Origin of the sequence: Lacrimispora sp. (assembly GCF_036758025.1) — a bacterium.
In the GTDB taxonomy this organism is placed as follows: domain Bacteria; phylum Bacillota; class Clostridia; order Lachnospirales; family Lachnospiraceae; genus Lacrimispora.
Genome location: NZ_DAIOXM010000022.1, coordinates 68,091 through 85,602, shown reverse-complemented (window position 1 = coordinate 85,602; position 17,512 = coordinate 68,091). Strand labels below are relative to the sequence as shown.

The 17,512-nt window shown below is 43.8% G+C and carries 15 protein-coding genes; all 15 read right to left on the bottom strand.

Annotated elements, in window-relative coordinates; translation table 11 throughout:
• Window positions 1-204: 204 nt before the first annotated feature.
• Window positions 205-681, bottom strand: coding sequence for an LURP-one-related/scramblase family protein (locus tag V7M78_RS17000; protein ID WP_333651560.1), 477 nt, complete (start codon window positions 679-681; stop codon window positions 205-207).
• Between the two features lie 113 nt (window positions 682-794).
• Window positions 795-1,778, bottom strand: a complete 984-nt coding sequence (locus V7M78_RS16995) for a Gfo/Idh/MocA family protein (protein ID WP_333651559.1) — start codon at window positions 1,776-1,778, stop codon at window positions 795-797.
• A gap of 46 nt (window positions 1,779-1,824) precedes the next feature.
• Window positions 1,825-2,775 (bottom strand): peptide-methionine (R)-S-oxide reductase MsrB, encoded by a 951-nt coding sequence (msrB, locus tag V7M78_RS16990; protein WP_333651558.1) that lies wholly within the window; start codon window positions 2,773-2,775, stop codon window positions 1,825-1,827.
• A 199-nt stretch (window positions 2,776-2,974) separates the two neighbouring features.
• Entirely contained in the window at window positions 2,975-4,606 is a 1,632-nt protein-coding gene (locus tag V7M78_RS16985) for a PucR family transcriptional regulator (protein ID WP_333651557.1), read from the bottom strand.
• A gap of 185 nt (window positions 4,607-4,791) precedes the next feature.
• Window positions 4,792-6,012, bottom strand: a complete 1,221-nt coding sequence (locus V7M78_RS16980) for a dicarboxylate/amino acid:cation symporter (RefSeq protein ID WP_333651556.1) — start codon at window positions 6,010-6,012, stop codon at window positions 4,792-4,794.
• Window positions 6,013-6,026: 14 nt separating this feature from the next.
• Entirely contained in the window at window positions 6,027-6,869 is an 843-nt protein-coding gene (locus tag V7M78_RS16975; protein WP_333651555.1) for a DUF2877 domain-containing protein, read from the bottom strand.
• A gap of 5 nt (window positions 6,870-6,874) precedes the next feature.
• A complete protein-coding gene (locus V7M78_RS16970) occupies window positions 6,875-8,140 on the bottom strand; it encodes a DUF1116 domain-containing protein (protein ID WP_333651554.1) in 1,266 nt (421 codons plus the stop codon).
• 45 nt (window positions 8,141-8,185) lie between these two features.
• Entirely contained in the window at window positions 8,186-9,949 is a 1,764-nt protein-coding gene (fdrA, locus tag V7M78_RS16965) for an acyl-CoA synthetase FdrA (protein ID WP_333651553.1), read from the bottom strand.
• A 68-nt stretch (window positions 9,950-10,017) separates the two neighbouring features.
• Window positions 10,018-11,067, bottom strand: a complete 1,050-nt coding sequence (allD, locus tag V7M78_RS16960; protein ID WP_333651552.1) for an ureidoglycolate dehydrogenase — start codon at window positions 11,065-11,067, stop codon at window positions 10,018-10,020.
• Between the two features lie 95 nt (window positions 11,068-11,162).
• The gene (gene allE / locus V7M78_RS16955; protein WP_333651551.1) at window positions 11,163-11,954 is read right to left on the bottom strand and encodes a (S)-ureidoglycine aminohydrolase; all 792 of its coding nucleotides are present in this window, start codon (window positions 11,952-11,954) and stop codon (window positions 11,163-11,165) included.
• Between the two features lie 24 nt (window positions 11,955-11,978).
• Entirely contained in the window at window positions 11,979-13,232 is a 1,254-nt protein-coding gene (locus tag V7M78_RS16950; protein WP_333651550.1) for an MFS transporter, read from the bottom strand.
• Between the two features lie 14 nt (window positions 13,233-13,246).
• Complete coding sequence (gene allC / locus V7M78_RS16945) at window positions 13,247-14,476, bottom strand: allantoate deiminase (RefSeq protein WP_333651549.1); 1,230 nt, start codon at window positions 14,474-14,476, stop codon at window positions 13,247-13,249.
• A gap of 343 nt (window positions 14,477-14,819) precedes the next feature.
• Entirely contained in the window at window positions 14,820-15,083 is a 264-nt protein-coding gene (locus tag V7M78_RS16940) for an HPr family phosphocarrier protein (protein WP_333651548.1), read from the bottom strand.
• Window positions 15,084-15,263: 180 nt separating this feature from the next.
• Window positions 15,264-16,652: a sulfatase family protein gene (locus V7M78_RS16935; protein WP_333651547.1), complete on the bottom strand. Its 1,389-nt coding sequence runs from the start codon at window positions 16,650-16,652 to the stop codon at window positions 15,264-15,266.
• Between the two features lie 25 nt (window positions 16,653-16,677).
• A complete protein-coding gene (locus V7M78_RS16930) occupies window positions 16,678-17,505 on the bottom strand; it encodes a carbohydrate ABC transporter permease (RefSeq protein WP_333651546.1) in 828 nt (275 codons plus the stop codon).
• Window positions 17,506-17,512: the final 7 nt, after the last annotated feature.

The following is a 17,512-nucleotide window of genomic DNA, read 5'->3' as shown; positions in this document are numbered from 1 at the left end:
TTATAATGTATGTCGTGCCTTTATATTCTTTTATATTGTTAAAAAGGTTTACCTTTTAAGCAACACCTTAAATAAGCAGATTATCCCCCAAAAATTCATCTTATAAGTCAATAAAATCATTAAAAAAACACCCCGCCATTAATCTTTTACAATTAATAACGAGGTGTTTTTCCTGTTTTCAGCAATAATCCGCGGCACAGCCGTTTACCCTTTTCTCTGGCTGCACTTAACCGCATCAATAGCCAGAACAACCATCAATGCCATAAGACTGTCCTGAGGGTCTTCCACATCAATGGAATAAGTATCGGTCCAGTTAAAAAGCTTTTTTTCAATCCGGGCCACTACCCTGCCTTCTCCGGAAAGAATGCGGTAATCCCATTCAAATAAGCTTCCCTCCACTCTCCAGCCATTGCAGTCAATGGAAAAAGAGGGCTTGAAAAATGTAAGTTCCTTAGTAATGGTTCCCACGGTCTGCCCGTCAACCTGGATGAAAAACCGGGGCAGGAATGTAAGAACCTTTTCCTTCAAGGTTGCCATATACCTTCCAGCCTGATCGTAAACCTCAAGCCGGTGTCCCCAGTCCAGCTTTCCTTTCACTGTGTACACGGTATCTCCATTTTCATCATATATATCATAACTGTCAAACCAAGAGAAAAAACGCTGTTTAAACATAAGTCTCATAGGCTCTTTATCTCCTTTCCTGTTGACGCTCATGGTCAGTAATCACTGTTATCATAACCAATCATATCATATTTTTCCACAGAAAAGAACATATATCTGAACCCCTGCCTGATTTAAGCGTCTGCCGGGAATACGATTCCGGCCTTATTTCTCGCAATATTCTGGACCTCACATACAGTCAGTGTATGATCTAAAAGCTGGTAACATGTTTCCAGGTCCTTCCGGTTGATCATGGATTCAAATTCTATAAATTCATCGACCATACGGTGCTCATAACTGTTTTCATTAATTAAGGAGCTTGTTCCATCATTTAAAAACACCTGAAAATTCTTGCAGACATTGACCGGTGTATCCTGATACAGACAGCCTTTATCCCCCTGAATATTATTGGCAATAGGAGCCTTGCAGTCCTTTGCCCCCACACAGATACACTGGAATGTTCCGTAATCCAGCTCCAGAATTCCCGATGTGTCAATTCCTTTTTCCAAATTAGGAAAATACTCCACCTTCTTTGGCCTGCCAAATAATCCTACAACGTAATGAATGTTGTAAATGTTAATATCCATAAGAGCGCCTCCGCAGCAGCTGGGATCAAAAGCAGGAAGAATCTCGCCCTTTTTAAAGCTGTCATACCTTCTGGAATACTGGGAATAATTGCACTGGACAATTTTAATATCCCCCAAAGCCGGCAGCATTTCCTTTATCTTTTTATAGTTGGGAAAATGCAGGGTCGTAATTGCTTCCAGCAAAAACAGCCTCTTTTCCCTTGCCAGTTCACTTAAAATGACAGCTTCTTTATAAGTCGGTGTAAAGGGCTTTTCAACAATCACATGCTTTCCAGCCTCCAAAGCCTTTTTTGCAAAGGAAAAATGCAGATGATTGGGCAGAGCTACATAGACCGTATCCGCACCGCTGTTTAAAAATTCCTCATAATCGGTAAACTCCTGTTTGATATGATACTTGCCCGCAAGCTCCCTGCCTGTTTCCCGGCTTCTTTCTGTGTAACAGATGGCTGTCAGTTCCGTTTCTTTCAAATGATGGGTGATGGTCAGAAATTCCTGTACAATGATCCCTGACCCGACTATACCTAATTTCATAATAAATATCCTCTTCCGTAAATTTATTTGCCGGTTGGGCGGAGGCTTATAACAGTTTCAGATAACTGCCATAGCCTTCCCGCTCCATTTCTTCCTTGGGAATAAAGCGCAGGGAAGCGCTGTTGATGCAGTAGCGCAGTCCTCCAAGTTCCTTTGGTCCATCTTCAAAGACATGGCCTAAATGGGCGTCGCCGTTTTTGCTTCTCACCTCTGTCCGCACTCTTCCAAAGCTTGTATCCATGTGATCGGAAATCAGGCTGGAATCAATGGGTCTGGAAAAGCTGGGCCAGCCGCAGCCTGACTCAAATTTATCAGCCGAGACAAAAAGCGGTTCTCCTGTGGTAATATCCACGTAAATTCCTTCCCGAAACTCATCGTAATACTCATTTTGAAAGGGATGTTCTGTAGCGCTGTTCTGAGTCACTTCAAATTGAAGGTCTGTCAGGCGTTCCTTTAGCTCCTTCTGGGATTTCTTCGGGTATTTCCTGCTTACATCCACCGCCTTTTCTGCCTTTTCAAACTTGTCTGTTCCTATGTGGCAGTAACCGCCGGGATTCTTGTCCAGATATTTCTGATGATATTCCTCTGCTCTGGAATACTGTTTCAGAGGCATTACCTCAATGGCAATTTTCTCTTTATATTTTTTCTGCAGTTCATCAATGGAAGCCCGGATTACCGGTTCATCCTTCTCATCAATGAAATAAATTCCGGTTCTGTACTGGGAACCCACATCTCCTCCCTGCCGGTTGATACTGACAGGATTGATTACATCATAATAAAGCTGTAATATAAAAGGCAATCCTATTACTGAATCGTCATACTCCACCTTTACAGCTTCAGCATGTCCCGTACTATGGTAGCATACCTGTTCATATGTCGGGTTCTCCGTATTGCCGTTGGCATACCCCACCTCCGTGGATAAGATTCCCGGAATATTTCCCAAATACTTTTCTGTTCCCCAGAAGCAGCCTCCTGCCAGGTAAATTTCTTTTTTCATAAGAACCTCCTGTCTCTTCATCTTTTTCATTGTCAATAGAATGGATCAAAAAAGTCCACTCTTTCAAATTCTATTATCATCATGCCACCGAATTTTATATTCATTCCCATGACAATTAAAACTATATAAATTTTACATCAATCTTCAAGCAATGACAATGGTAAATCCATAAAAAGCGGCCTTATCCGTTAACCGGATTTCAGCCGCTCTGTTCTAACAACACCAGACTCAATTGTAATTGAAAACAGTAATTTGCATCTGCAATTTCCCTGCCAAGAATTTCTTCGCATTTTTTAATCCGGTACTTAATGGTATTCCTGTGGAGGAACATATGATTGGCAGTCTCCGTCACACTGCATCTGCAGTCCAGATAAGTTTTAAGAGTCCTCCTGAGTTCTAATGTCATCTCATCCTCAGGATTGGTCAAGCCTTTCAGATGGTACAGACAGAAGCCCTTGATCTGTTCTCCGGAAACCATCTTAAACAGTTCATTGGCATTGGTTGATTTGAAATATTTAATATAAGGAATGTTCTCCTTCTCTTCCCCGTACTGGTAGCTTTCCAATGCCGTATTATAAGAATTTTCAATGGTATCAAGCTGTGCCACACTGTTGCCAAAGGAAAATGTAATATGAACCTGCAGTAAGCGCAGTAAAGCCTCGTGGTAATCTTCCAGAACATTCTCCAGATCTCTGTAATTCCCCTGTATCAGCAAAACGTATTGATAAGTCAAGGTCTCCGGAAAGATGATGATATCCCCGTGGAATTTCTCCAGCACCTTCCTGTTCAGCCAATCATATATCAAAATATACCGCTCTTCTCTATAGGACAGGTTTAAAAAATCAAATTCCCTTCCTCCAAAGGGCTCCAGGGTTGCCAGGATTATTTTATAGCAGGAAGCCGGCTTTAACCCATATTTCTCCCCTACCGTGAACAATTGGGCGGCGGACCACCGTTCTTTCCTGTGTTTATTTACAAGGATATGTAAAATTGATTCCTTTTGCTTTAAGGGATTGCATCTCACGTACAAATTTTTATATAAAAAGATGCCGAATACTAAAATCAACTGTTCGATCACAATACCGGATAAGGCATCCTCTTTTTCCTCACCGCCGTAAATATAAAGATAATAAGGATTTTTTCCAACCGTCTGTATGGGATAAATAAGGATTTTTTGATTGGTCTTTGACCCATTAATAAAGTTTTCAAAACTGTCCGCCTTTTTTTCATAGAGAGAAAGATCATAAAACAGACCTTGTGCTGTTCTTAAATGTTCTTTTTGGCAGGTATGAGCTGCTGCTTCCACCTCTCCAAAGGGATTCAATAATGCGGCCGGTTTTTTAAGAACCAGCCCTAAGTTATTCATCATTACGCTCATGGAAGCTCCCTGAAGCAGGAGCCCGGAAAATTTCTTCTGTGTGTTCAAAGCAAAGGTCAGTTCTGCATTCTGATTGTCCCAGATATAGGCCAATAACTGCTGAAACACTTCCCCCAAAGTCATATGAGAGGGAATCTGAATCAGAGGAAATCCCAACTGGTCCGCAAGCTCCAGGACTTCCGGCTCCAAAGAGTCAATAAAACGCCCCAGCTTAATGGCAAGCCCTGCACAAGGCAAACGGTCCAGGCTATGGATAAACTCACATAAGCCGGACTGGTTTTCCTTGAAAGCCATTCCGGTAGTAATTAATAACGTATTCTTGGGTAAATAAGATGCAACATCAGGCGTCTCTGTGGATTCAACCGTGAAAATCTCTCTTTTTAAATCAGCCTTTTTATTTAGCACCTTTAAATTTCGAAATACTGGTTCTTCTAATAATTTCTCAACGGTCATATTATGCCTCTCTTTTTACATACTGAATCGTCTCCACGTCTCTTGATTTATTATACTATGTGTTTTTTATCATAGCAATCCGGCATTTATGTAAAATTCCTGCACACAGAATTGTCTGCCTCCACCATCTAAGGAGCATTGCTTCCGGAACAATGCCCCTTTCTCTTCCCTGAATATGTTCATAATCATGGACTGCCGTTTAAAATCTCATAATCCAGTTCATTTTCATCCTTCGCTATTATCATGGCAATTAAAACATCAGTATCTACATTTAATACGGTGCGGAACATTCCGGAAAACCAGTCAATGCTGAACAAAAAAGCAATGCTTTCCAAAGGAAGCCCCAGAGCGGGAACTACCGTAGCCAAGGCCACCAAACCGCCTCCCGGAACGGTCACAGTTCCAAGACAGGACAGGGTTGATAATACAATAATGCGAACCAGCTGGGGACCGGAAAGAGGAATGCCGTAAATCTGGGAAATGGTAATGCATGACAGAGCAAGAAACATGGATAAACCATTGCTGTTTAAAGTCATTGCCAGAGGAATGACAATGCCTGATATTTTCTTGCTGACTCCCAGCTTCTTTTCGCTGTCTTCCATTTGAGTTGGAAGGGTAACAGCGGAAGAAGTTGTAGTAAATGCAACCATTGTCATATTAAACAGCTTTCTTACCACATTAACCGGATGGGCCCTGCAATAAAAAGATACAAAAGCAATCATGCCCACCATGTACAAAAGAGAGCCAATTCCGAATACAAAGAGAAATTTAATCAATGGCATGACGACTTTGATACCTGTTGCGCCCGCCGTATAAGCCAGAAGCGCTCCGATTCCCAATGGGGCCAGTTTCATAACTCTTCGTACAATTCCAAGTATCACTTCATTAAATTCTTTTATGACTCTAATGAGCTGGCTGTTCTCCTTTCTTATGCGGTACGCTCCAAGGGATGTGCCAAATAATACGGAAAATACAATTACCTGAATCATATTGGAACTTGCCATGGACTCTACGATATTGCTGGGCAGGAAATCAAGAATCATGCTGTAAATTCCTTTATCCGAGACCTGGACAACCTGATCCGAGACCGGCAGGGTAAGTCCTTTTCCGGGTAAAAGGAGCTGGCCCAAAGCACCTCCTATGACTGCAGCGATCACAGTAGTCAGCAGAAACCAAAACAGCATCTTAATGCCAAATCTCCCTAAATCCTTGGGATCTAAATTAGCTACAGATTCTATTACTGCCCCCATGACCATTACCACGACAGACATCTGAATGAGACGAAGGAAGATATCTCCTATGAGCTTGATATCCTTCACCTTATCCCCGAAGCCGATTCCAAGCAGCATTCCTCCAATCATCCCAATTATGATCTGTACTGTCATTGATAACTTTATCTTCTTCATTCACGGACCTCCAATTAAATTTTTGCCTTGCTTTTGATAAAGCGAACCCCTGCTGCCATACCTGAAATCATATCGCAGCCAGAGGTAGACCCTATCATCTTTATCTCATCAATATACCTCCCAATCAACAAAGAATTCTTCTGAATCAAGGCATCTGACAGTCCCACCGCGGCATAATGAAAACGGCCTGCCAGTGCGCAATGGTAATAATGCTCACTGATATCGGTCGTATACCCATGGCCTGTCAATGCCTTTAACCCTGAGAGAAACGGCTCTCCCAATATGGGATAAATCCGGTCTATGAAAAGGAGCCCCATAAGGAAATCATCTCCTGACGGTGTCAGCCCCATCCCTCTTCCTATCCATTTCGTTATTATTTTTTCAGCCTCTTCCCTGAATCCGGTAAAGGCCTGGTATAATTCTTCCACTTCCTTTGTCATCAGAAGGGAGCTTATGGATTCTCCGAATCCGGTAGGAAGCTCCCAATCAATGAGCTTTTCAAACATCTCAAGCCCTTCCCAGTCTATGGGATAAGCTTTTTTTTCAATGAAGCTGCTGTATATCCGGGTGTCTTTTAAGGAAATTTCTGTAAAATCCGAATACAGGACTTTATTTCTGCCATCCCACCGGAAGCAGCCAGAGAAGGAAACCTGTGCCAGAAATACAGGCAGATCTTCTTTATTTAATAAAATACCATAAGGAACCAGAGCGTTGTTTTTATTTCCTATAAAGCACAGGGAGGACGGAAGCACCAGATTGCATCCACTTTCAAATTGACTGTGGATTCTATATGTATCCCATTGGTTTAATGTTTCTAACAGCTCTGATGCTGCCATCTGCCCTGATAATCTTATCATAATCTTTATCCTTTATAACCTAATTTTTTTGCATAAGCTTTCACTGCCTTTTGGAAGCACTCAATGGGCGGATGAACCGTACCGGCCCCGATCTGCCCCACACCGGCTTCCTTATGGGCAATTCCTGTATTGATAACCGGAGTGATTCCTTTTTCTACCACCAATCTTGCATCTATGCCCAGGCAGGTTCCCTGAAAGTTCCATGTGGGAATGGCAAAATTAGGATTTTGTCCAATTACGATTTCCATCATTTCATTGCTGATGCGAAGAGCATCGGGAAATCCGCCTGTACCGACGAAACGGGTAACAGCAGGTGCTGCTATCATTGCCATTCCGCCTACGCCGAAGGTTTCTGTAATGGCGCTGTCTCCTATATCCGGGCTGGCATCTTCTCCTGAATATCCAGTAAAATAAAGACCCTGGGGAGTATTGACCGGTGCTGTGAACCACTCATCCTTCATGCCGCTGATTCTGATACCGAAATTTTCCCCATTTCTGCACATTGCGGTTACAATGGTTCCCTCAGTAATCATACGGGCTCCATCCATAACTGCCTTAGATGCTGCCATCATAATGTTTAAAAAGAACTGGTCCGTATCTGCCAGAAACTGGATAACCTCTTTTTTCTTCTCCTCTTCGATGGACAGGCCTGCTATAACAGGGGACACCTCTTTTAAGAACAACAGGGAAGCTGCAATATTCCTTTGATGGAATTCATCTCCCATGGCAATTGCTTTTGCTATCATAGGATTGATGGCAAGTCCTTCCTTATACTCTTTGAGGGCCAGGGAAAGCACCGGTCCCAGCACATCTCTCATCCAGCCCAGCCTTAAGACGACTTCTCTGGAATATGCACCAAACCTGAGAACTTTGCCAATTCCTTCATTCATGGTGCAGTAGGCCCTGTTTCCATCAGTAGTATTCTCTACCACAAATACCGGCATATTGGCTGAAGTAATGCCTCCCATAGGCCCTACGGCATCTACATGGTGGCAGGGAATGAATTCTACCTCTCCCTGGCTTAAAAGCTGGACTGCTTCCTCCTTGGTAGACGCCCATTTTTCAAACAGGGCCGCACCAATACAGGAGCCTTGCATAGGACTTGTCATATTCTCCCAGAGAATGGGAGGCCCTGCATGAAGAAGCACCTTGCCCTGCCCTAATTCTTTAATTACGGTTTTTGCCGGCACCACATCCAATAAAACCGGCGATGAAAGAATTATTTTTTGTATGACTGCCTGATTTGCATCATCAATTGTACCATATAACATAAGAACCTCCTTATATCCACATAAGTCATCTTTGCCGATTCCTGCCTAGCTGGAAAATTTGTGGCCTCTTAAATACTGCAGCACCTTGATCAATTCCAGATCTCCTCCTGCGGGCGGCGTCCACTGATACTGTACTGCCTTACAGGAGAATTCCTCCAGCACGTCAGTAAAGCTTTTAAGTCCGATGTTAATGACTCTGGGCTTTTGCTCAAGCAATTCCATAACATGCTCAGATACGGAATGAACCTTATCTGCTTTCATCTTTTCCCTTGGCTCAATGGTCTTTTCCTCCTCCTGATAGGAATAGCCGATCAGATAGAGGGCGGTTTCCACTGCTCTCTTGTTGCTGGTGCAAACGATGACTCCTGCATCCTCCAGTTTTTTCTTCTGCAAATCATAGTTCTGCTTATCAGCCTTTGTTCCGCAAATAGTGGCTACAAAGTAAACTCTGCGTCCCTGATTCTTTAAATGCTCCATCATATCCTGGATTCCGGGAAGAAGGGCACCTGCCATGTCTTCATGAGAACCATACCCCAGTACAAGGTCAAAGAGAATCACTCCGGTCTGCTCTTCCTCCAAAGCCTGCTTCATACATGCAATCCTGTTTGTGGGATCAATCATGGGATGGGGTTTGCCCACAGTATAAACGTCATCTCCCAGATCTATGACCGTATAGCCCTTTGTATTGAGCATATAGCCTTCCTGCTTATCTCCTGCTCCGGAAATGCCGACAGTCTCCTTGATCAGCATCACTGCCTCTGATGCCAGGGTTCCGCCTGAATAATAGCCTTTTATGGTTTTAAGGTCTTCTTTCTTAAACCCTTCCTGCACAGAAGGCTTCCATGGGTCCAGTACAATGGCTTCGTTTCTTACCAAAGAAACTGCGATTCTGGCCGCTTCATCCAAAGTATAGGCATGATAGAAATTCTCTTCATGGATCTCCGGTTTCTCACCCAGGAATAAGGTTACCACAGGCTTTTCATAGTTCCACAGCCTTTTTACAATCACATCCCTTACTTCCTTAGCCGGGGGCTTTGACAGAATCACAACAACCTCTACCTGGGAATCCTTTTCCATGGCGTCAATGGCATCCAGCATGGTAATTCCGCCTACCTCAGCGGATAAATCCCTGCCGCCTGTTCCAATGGCGTTTGCCACTCCTTCTCCCAACTGGTCAATGATGGTTGTCACCTCCTGGATTCCTGTACCAGAGGCACCGATGACTCCGATCCTGCCCATTTTAACCTTGTTGGTAAAGGCAATGGGAACACCTTTGATGATTCCTGTGCCGCAGTCCGGTCCCATGACCAGAAGACCTTTTTCATGAGCCTTTTGTTTTAAGTATATTTCATCCTTTTTTGATACGTTATCGCTGAAAATAAATACATTCAAGTTCTCATCAAGCGCCCTGTCAGCTTCTGCTGCTGCATACATGCCAGGTATGGACAGAACTGCCAGATTGGCATCGGGCATCTTTTTAAGAGCCTGTTCCCAGGAAGATACCACATTGGTCTCTTCATTTCCAGCGGAATTCTTAGACTGGTTGCTTAAAAATTGCTCTGTTTCTTTTAAAACCTGCCCGATAGTCTCCTCTGATTCCACATCTACCACAATAGCCATGTCATTGGACTTAGCCTCCATTAATTCAGGAGTCTCCAAGCCGCTTGCTTTAAACAGATCTTTGTTGGATGGTGTAGCCATCATAATGGAAACTTTATTGATTCCCGGCATGGCAGAGATTTTATTGGTAAGCAACATAAGAACTACGGAATCCTGATAACTTCCTTTTTGAATTATGGTTTTAATCATGTTACTACTCTCCTTTTAAATATAATCACCGTTTCCCATTCCTTATCAGGAGACTCTATTAACTCCTTTTACTCAGCAAACCTGTTCTTGTGGTCGTAGCGGTTGTAATGAATATCTTCACTGATTAAATACTGGTAGATATCATCCACGATTTCTATGCCATCCTTGTCGTATTTGGCCTTTCTGATAAGTCCCCTCTCTCCGGGATAATAGACCTTATCAAAGCCTTCCGCCGGCTTAATGGCAGCCAGTTCTTCCATGGTAGTGGTTATATCCTTTTTAAATCTTTCCAGGCCGATAAACTTGTTGGGATCAATTACAATGTGAAGCTGCCCCAAATCCCTGCCCTTTGACAGATCTTCATACATACTGCTCACATGCTTTCCAAAGGGTACGCCCAAAAGAACACCGGAAAGAATATCTACCATCATCATCAATCCATATCCCTTTGCTTCTGCAATGGGAACAAGGGCATTTACCAGGGTGGAATCGGTTGTTGGATTCCCGTTGACATCCACAGCCCAGGTGCTTGGAATGGGTTCCTTCTTAGAACGGGCATACAGCACCTTTCCCCAGGCCTGAACCGTTGTAGCCATATCGAATATGATGTTTCTTCCGTCAGCTCCCGGCGCTCCGAAAGCAATGGGATTGGTTCCATAGTAAGGCTCTGAGCCACCGTAAGGAACTGCCATTGGGTCTGACTGGCACATGGAGATGGAAACAAGGTCTTCTGCTGCTGCCATTTCCACATAATATCCCAGGCTGCCGCTGTGGGAGATATGCTTGGCTCCGACCACTGCTATGCCGGTTTCCTTTGCCATCTTAATGGCTTCTCTCATGGAGAGAACTGCTGCAGCATATCCAGAGCCGTTATCCCCATGGAATATCCCGCTTGCCGGGCCTGTTCGCTCGAATCTAAAATCCGGATGAGCGGTGATACCGCCTTTTGCGATTCTCTCGGAATAATACTCCACCCGGACAGCTCCATGGGAGTGAATTCCTCTTGCATCAGACCAGGTGAGGATATCTGCCGTCATATCTGCATGCTCCTTGGTAAGCCCCGCTTTCTGAAGTTTATTGCTGATCAGTTCATGCAATTGCTCTTCCGTTACTCTCATACACTTTCCCTAAATACCCCAGGCCGTTCCTGGGGTACTGCCACATCCCGCGGCTGCCTTTCTTTGAATATTTTTAATTGATTCCCTGCACTTCTTTATATCTCAGCATCTCTGTTGCAATCTTTTGAATATACATAGGCAAAGTCTTCTTCCCGTCCCACGCCATAAGCCGCCTGTAAGCTGTAAGCGCCCATAAACAGATAGTCGCCCTTTTTCACTGGAATCCAGTTATTGTCCAGATTATATACGCCTTCGCCTGAATAGATGTAGGCTCCATGCTCCTGGAAATGGGTTTCAATATAACCGTGGCAGGCCCCGGGCTTAAAGCTTAAGATATGGAAATTCATATCAAATCCAATGTCAGATGCTGACGGCAGGAAGTCTTTCACGCCTACGTCTTCCATTCCCTCATAAGGGGTAAAGGGAACATCCCCTATATTGCCGCAGACTGTATAGGCTTCATGACCTTCAATCCTGTTGTAGCGTCTCTTATATAAGAATGCCTTTGCCGGTGTATCTCCCGTATTGACGAAGCTTACCTTATTGCCATCCGGAGAAAAAATGTATCCGCCGTCTGTCAGTTCTGCTTCCTTGTCCTCATTCTTAACCTTTACCTTGCCCTCCAGGATATAAAGGAAGACTTCAATGCCTTCCCCGCCGAATCCATTTGGATTGCCGCCGCCCTGTTCCATTGTCACAAGATAGTCCACAAAAGAAGCTCCCATCTTAGGGGAAGATAAAATGGTTACTGCACATTGTTCAAATCCCGGAATCACATTCTTTACCAGACCATCCGGCTCTATTAACGCAAAGTTTCCTCTTTGTACGATGGAACGGCTTGATAAAATATCATTCCTATATCCGGTTACCTGATTGATATAGCTCATAATTCATTCTCCTTTATTCTTCTATTATTTTGTTTTGCTGAAAAATGTCCTTGCATTAAAGACTAAAAACAGGATTGTTCCCAGAATCAGCAGCATTGCTCCGACATAAAATCCCACTTCACCTGACCCGGTTTTATCCATAATGAAGCCTGTAAACGCCGGGGCAATAATGGATGAGGACATTCCGAAAAAGTTGAACATTCCCAGGGTTGTTGCCATATTCTTTTTGCTGGCTTTATCTGATACATAGGAGATTAAGACAGGGTCAACTGCCATCTTGCCCAGGAAGCCGTAGAGCAGCAAAATGAAGGTCAGGGATAATGCGTTTGGCATTAACATGGAGGATGCCACCAGCACGAAAGCAGATAACTCCAGGCCAATGATGATCAGCGCTTTTTTTCCTCTGAACTTATCAGAAAGTCCTGCAAAAAACAGTGCGCCCGGTACGGCTGTAACAGATATCATGGAAACCACAAGGCCGATCTTTCCGCCTGCAATTCCTCTCTCTGCCTCCAGGAATTTAGGAAGCCAGGTTACAATCAGATAATAAGCATAGCAGGTAGAAAAATACAATATGTAGCAGGAAATCATGTTAAGGGAAAGGAGGGAAGACTTTTTCTCTGTTTCCAAATTCCCGTCATCCGCCTTTACGCTGGCTTTCTTGGGAGCCGTATGGTGTTTTCCCCTGTCTTTAATGGCAATGGCAAACCAGATAACCAACAGTACAATAAGGCTGGCTGAGATTGTTACCATTGTCTGCCATGGCATCTTTAATGTCTTAACAATAAAACTGGAACCTGTCATTCCGAAAATCAATCCCAGAGCAGAACCGCTGTTAACAATGGCTGTTGAGATTCCTTTTTTCGCCGGAGGCACGTGTTCGGCTGTCAGGGAAAATGCAGCGCCGTAATAAGTTCCGCATCCGATTCCTGCACATACGCTTCCCAGGTAAATCGTATTAAGTGACTTTGACATGGCAATGCTGAAGGCTCCTAAAGCAAAAATAAGAAAGCCTGGTATGAGAACCCTCTTCTGTCCAAACCGGTCCACCAAAAATCCGGACGGTATCTGCAAGGACGTGTATCCAAAGAAATAGCAGCTTGCGATCAAGCCCATTGCCGTATTTGACTGAGAGCCTACGGTCCCCTGGATTTCTGTATAAATCGGTGACAGCATAGAACGGTAAATCCAGATAACCACCCAGCCTAAACAAAAAGTAAATACTACTGTCTTCCAATAATTCTCCGGTAATTGTTTTGTTATACTCTGATCTCCCATAGTGTCCTCTTTTCTTATTTATAAGATAATTCATACAGAGATGCTTTTAAGGCTTCTATTCCCTGCTTTAAGTCAGACAGTTCTGTTCTCTCTGCAGGATTATGGCTGATTCCTTTGATGCTTGGGACAAAAAGCATGCCTGTGGGAATCCTTGGTGCTATGATCTGGGAGTCGTGGCCTGCACCGCTGTGCATCATCCGGTAGTTCAGTCCTTTTTCCCTGCATACATCTTCGATCAGGCGGATCATTTCTTCATCCATGGGAACAGGCTGTTCATCCATCCACAGGTCAATTTCAATTTCCACCCCATATTTGCCTGCAATCTGCTTCATATCTTCTTCCAGCTCACTTGTAACGCTTTTTAAAAGCTCCTTATCCGTATGGCGGCAGTCCATGGTAAACAAAGCTTCTCCCGGAACTACATTTACGGTATTGGGCTTTACCTCAATTTTCCCAAAAGTCAATACCAGCGGATCTCCTATGGCTCTTGCTTTCTTCAGGGACTCAGTGACAATTTCAGCGAATACCTGAATGACATCCTTTCTGTATTTCATAAGGGTGGTTCCGGCATGATTGGCTTCGCCTTTTAAGGTGATGTTATATCTTCTCTGCCCTACAATACCTGTGATGACTCCTACGGATTTGCCTTCCATCTCAAGGGTATTTCCCTGTTCTATGTGAAGCTCTACAAACGCCTTCACATCACTGATGGAAGTGTCTGTATCCTTTTTAAAGTCAAATCCGCATCCGCGCATGGCATCCACGAATTTGATTCCTTCTGAATCCGTGATGTTCTCAACGTCTTCCTTCTTAGCTAAACCAAACAGGTTTTTGCTTCCCCAGAAAACATAGGGGAATCTGCTTCCTTCCTCTTCTGCCATGGAAATGACCTCAAGGTTCTTTTTCGGCCTTCCATAGGTTTCCAGCAGGCTTTTCACCGCTAAGTATCCCCCGAAGATTCCAAGCTGGCCGTCTAAGTTCCCTCCATTGACTACCGTGTCTACATGAGAGCCTGTGGCAACTGTACCGGATTCCGGTTCCGTTCCCACCAGCCTTCCATATAAATTTCCTACTTCGTCAAACCTGGCTTCCATGCCGATCTCCTCGAATTTTTCTTTCAGAGCCATCTGCACCTCAAGCCAGCTTTTGGAATACAGAAGCCTGGTCATACCCCCTGCTTCGTTTTTCCCGTAAGAAGACATCCAATCCAATATCTCTTTAATTTCATTGACGGAAATATCCATTTGCGCTACCTCCTGAACCTTTTTTCTATGGATTCGAATCTATGACTTTATTGTAAAGATATTTTGATCATAATACATCAGCCAAATGAGATAATCCGGTTTTTACTTTTTGTATATTTAGCACAACAACCCTTTAATTAATGGCAGTCCAATTGAACATATTGTTAATTATTTTTCAATCTCTAAACTTTTTTACATCGACTTTCCCAGTTTTCTACGGATTCTTTATATTTTTTAGGCAGAGCATCTTATGGGTATAAAAAAGAAGCCGCAACCGTACACTGTACGCTTGAGACTCCTTCGTTCTCTCATCTGATATGTTGGTGGCAAACAACGGCCTGAGTTAAAAAATCTGGCTGTTAAGCAAAAAATCCTTCACCCCGTTATAAGCCACCTCTTCTTCAATACCGGTAAACTCCATAATTATTTCATCACCAAATTGTATATTCAATCCCATTACTGCTATCATATCCGAAGCATCGGTCGTCTGCCCCTCAAAGGAAACTGTAATTTTACAGTTATATTTCCGGCTCTCTCCGGCCAGCATGACTGCCGGTCTTGCATGAATTCCATATGGTTCTCTTATTGTGTAATGAAATGTTTTCATCTTCCCTCCCCGTACACGATTGTACATTTTATAAAAATAACATCAGGAAACTACGGATAATTTTAACATTATTATATATGCGGGAAAAAAATCTGTCCAGTTTATTACATAAAAACCACAGAAGAAAAATACCACCGGCAAAAATGCCGATGGTAAAATACGGGGTCTATTTGAATTGATTTACCGGTTCCATAAAAAAGGATCGCCTGTCCGGGATAAATACTCTTTCAGCTTTAAACGGTATGCCAAAATTTCTTCACTCTCACAGTTCGGTTCCACCAGTCTGGGATTTTTCTCATAGGGGTCTTCTTTGCTGTCGTAGAGAAATTCCCTTTGAGGCTCTCCCGGAGCATAGCCATTAGTTATGACATAAGTATAGCGCTTATCTTTAATTCCCCGCCACCCATATGCTTTATGAGTCAGGCCCTGATGGGAAAACGCCTTAACCATGTCCGCTGATCCCGGATAGGAACAGATAAGCATATCCTGAGGCTGGTTTTCATCAAGTCCGAACATTCCGCCTGCATGGCTGTAGCCCTCACAGGTATCCCGTATGGGAAGGTCCAGCAGCTCCAAAAGAGTGGGCATGTGATCGGGGCTGGCAAAGATGGCATCATTGTCTCCCGGTTTGATCTTTCCCTTCTGGCGCATCATAAGGGGGATATGAATGGATTCTTCATACCAGATGTTTTTACTCATCAGGCCGTGAGAACCCAGCATTTCTCCATGATCCGCAGATAAGACCACCAAGGTGTTTTCTTCCATGTGATTGTCTTTTAAAAACTGAAGGATTCTTCCAAACTGTTCATCAATGCCGTAAATTGCAGCAAAATACTGTCTGGTCCGGGTTTCTAAAAGACCGCCCTTTTCCCGCATTTCCTCCGGCACATTGTCCCGGTAATGGATTTCCAAGTCCTTAAATTTCTCATAATACCGGTCAGGAACCAGTTCATAAGGAAGATGGGGTGGATTATAGGACAGGAATAAAGCAAAGGGCTGCTCTTCTTTTGCCTTATGTTCCATATATTCCAGGGCTTTGTCGGTTTCAAACTCAGCAGACCATTTTCCCGGCCTGATCTGTTTTTCATCATCCTGCCAGTAGTGAGGGTCCAGATGCTCGTCATCGGCGCCGTAGGACAGCCAGTAGTCAAAGCCCTGTCTTCTCTCTCCCGGCGGCGTATAAGCATCCCAGTCCTTTGCACCGGAGGCAGGATTGGAAGTGAAATTGCACTCTGAAGCATCCAGATGCCATTTGCCGATGTATCCGGTTTCAAAGCCTCCATCTTTCAGTACATTGCCGATGCAGGTTTCCTGGGGCTTTAACATGATCTTTTCTTCCAGGCCTACCTTGCAGTTGGTCCACATTCCCACCTGGAACGGATATTTCCCGGTCATCAGGGAAGCCCTGTGGGGAGAGCATAGAGGAAATGTACTGTATGCATTGGTAAAACGCATGCTTTCCTCTGCAAAGGAATCAATGTTGGGAGTTACCACCTGATCCATATTCTGGTATCCTGCCGCATGTGCCCGCCACTGATCCGCAAAAACGTATAACAAATTTGTCTTCATTCCTCTTCTCCTTTCTCCAGTCTGCTTAACCCTTGATTCCGCTGGCAGCAACGCCCTCTACGAAGAACTTCTGGCATGATAAAAATACGATGACTACCGGAATCAGGGAGCATACGGAAGCCGCCATGATCCAGGCATAGTCCGCTCCGAACTGGGATATGAACATACGGATTCCCAGCTGAATGGTCTTCAGTTCTTTTGTCTTTAAATAAATCAATGGACCCATAAAGTCATTCCATACGTTGGTAAAGGTAAATATGGTCAGAGTTGCCATAGCCGGCTTTCCGAGAGGGAATACCACCCTGGCAAAAATTCCGTATTCATTTAAACCGTCAATTCTGGCCGCTTCACACAGCTCATCTGGAATACTGATATAAAACTGGCGGATCAGAAACACACCAAAAGCGGAAAACGCCTGCATCAGGATCAGTCCAAGGTGTGTATCGTTAAGACCCATCTTGGAAACCAGAATGAACTGGGGAATCATATAAACCTGCCAGGGCACTGCTATGGTGGTAACGTACATAAGGAAGATTAAATCCCTGCCCTTAAAACGGGTTTTTGTAAAACCATAAGCAGCAAAACAGCTGGTAGCAAGCTGAATAATTGTAGTAACAACCGCCAGCTTTGCCGTATTAAAGAAGAATGTTACCAGAGGCAGCTTTGCCCAGATCGTCTTATAGTTCTCCCAATGCAGAGTATCAGGCCACCATTTCATAGGAATGGAGAATACGTCTTTATTCAGTTTTAAAGAAGAGATCACCATCCAGTAAAAAGGAACCAGCATAAAAAGGGATAAGGCAATCAATCCAATATACAGCAACACTCTTAAATTCTTTGATTTTGTTGTCATCGCCATT

What these genes read in the sequence shown, in the direction of transcription:
- V7M78_RS17000 (WP_333651560.1), bottom strand. Translation starts at nt 681, where the DNA reads ATGAGACTTATGTTTAAACAGCGTTTTTTCTCTTGGTTTGACAGTTAT.
- V7M78_RS16995 (WP_333651559.1), bottom strand. Translation starts at nt 1,778, where the DNA reads ATGAAATTAGGTATAGTCGGGTCAGGGATCATTGTACAGGAATTTCTG.
- msrB (WP_333651558.1), bottom strand. Translation starts at nt 2,775, where the DNA reads ATGAAAAAAGAAATTTACCTGGCAGGAGGCTGCTTCTGGGGAACAGAA.
- V7M78_RS16985 (WP_333651557.1), bottom strand. Translation starts at nt 4,606, where the DNA reads ATGACCGTTGAGAAATTATTAGAAGAACCAGTATTTCGAAATTTAAAG.
- V7M78_RS16980 (WP_333651556.1), bottom strand. Translation starts at nt 6,012, where the DNA reads ATGAAGAAGATAAAGTTATCAATGACAGTACAGATCATAATTGGGATG.
- V7M78_RS16975 (WP_333651555.1), bottom strand. Translation starts at nt 6,869, where the DNA reads ATGATAAGATTATCAGGGCAGATGGCAGCATCAGAGCTGTTAGAAACA.
- V7M78_RS16970 (WP_333651554.1), bottom strand. Translation starts at nt 8,140, where the DNA reads ATGTTATATGGTACAATTGATGATGCAAATCAGGCAGTCATACAAAAA.
- fdrA (WP_333651553.1), bottom strand. Translation starts at nt 9,949, where the DNA reads ATGATTAAAACCATAATTCAAAAAGGAAGTTATCAGGATTCCGTAGTT.
- allD (WP_333651552.1), bottom strand. Translation starts at nt 11,067, where the DNA reads ATGAGAGTAACGGAAGAGCAATTGCATGAACTGATCAGCAATAAACTT.
- allE (WP_333651551.1), bottom strand. Translation starts at nt 11,954, where the DNA reads ATGAGCTATATCAATCAGGTAACCGGATATAGGAATGATATTTTATCA.
- V7M78_RS16950 (WP_333651550.1), bottom strand. Translation starts at nt 13,232, where the DNA reads ATGGGAGATCAGAGTATAACAAAACAATTACCGGAGAATTATTGGAAG.
- allC (WP_333651549.1), bottom strand. Translation starts at nt 14,476, where the DNA reads ATGGATATTTCCGTCAATGAAATTAAAGAGATATTGGATTGGATGTCT.
- V7M78_RS16940 (WP_333651548.1), bottom strand. Translation starts at nt 15,083, where the DNA reads ATGAAAACATTTCATTACACAATAAGAGAACCATATGGAATTCATGCA.
- V7M78_RS16935 (WP_333651547.1), bottom strand. Translation starts at nt 16,652, where the DNA reads ATGAAGACAAATTTGTTATACGTTTTTGCGGATCAGTGGCGGGCACAT.
- V7M78_RS16930 (WP_333651546.1), bottom strand. Translation starts at nt 17,505, where the DNA reads ATGACAACAAAATCAAAGAATTTAAGAGTGTTGCTGTATATTGGATTG.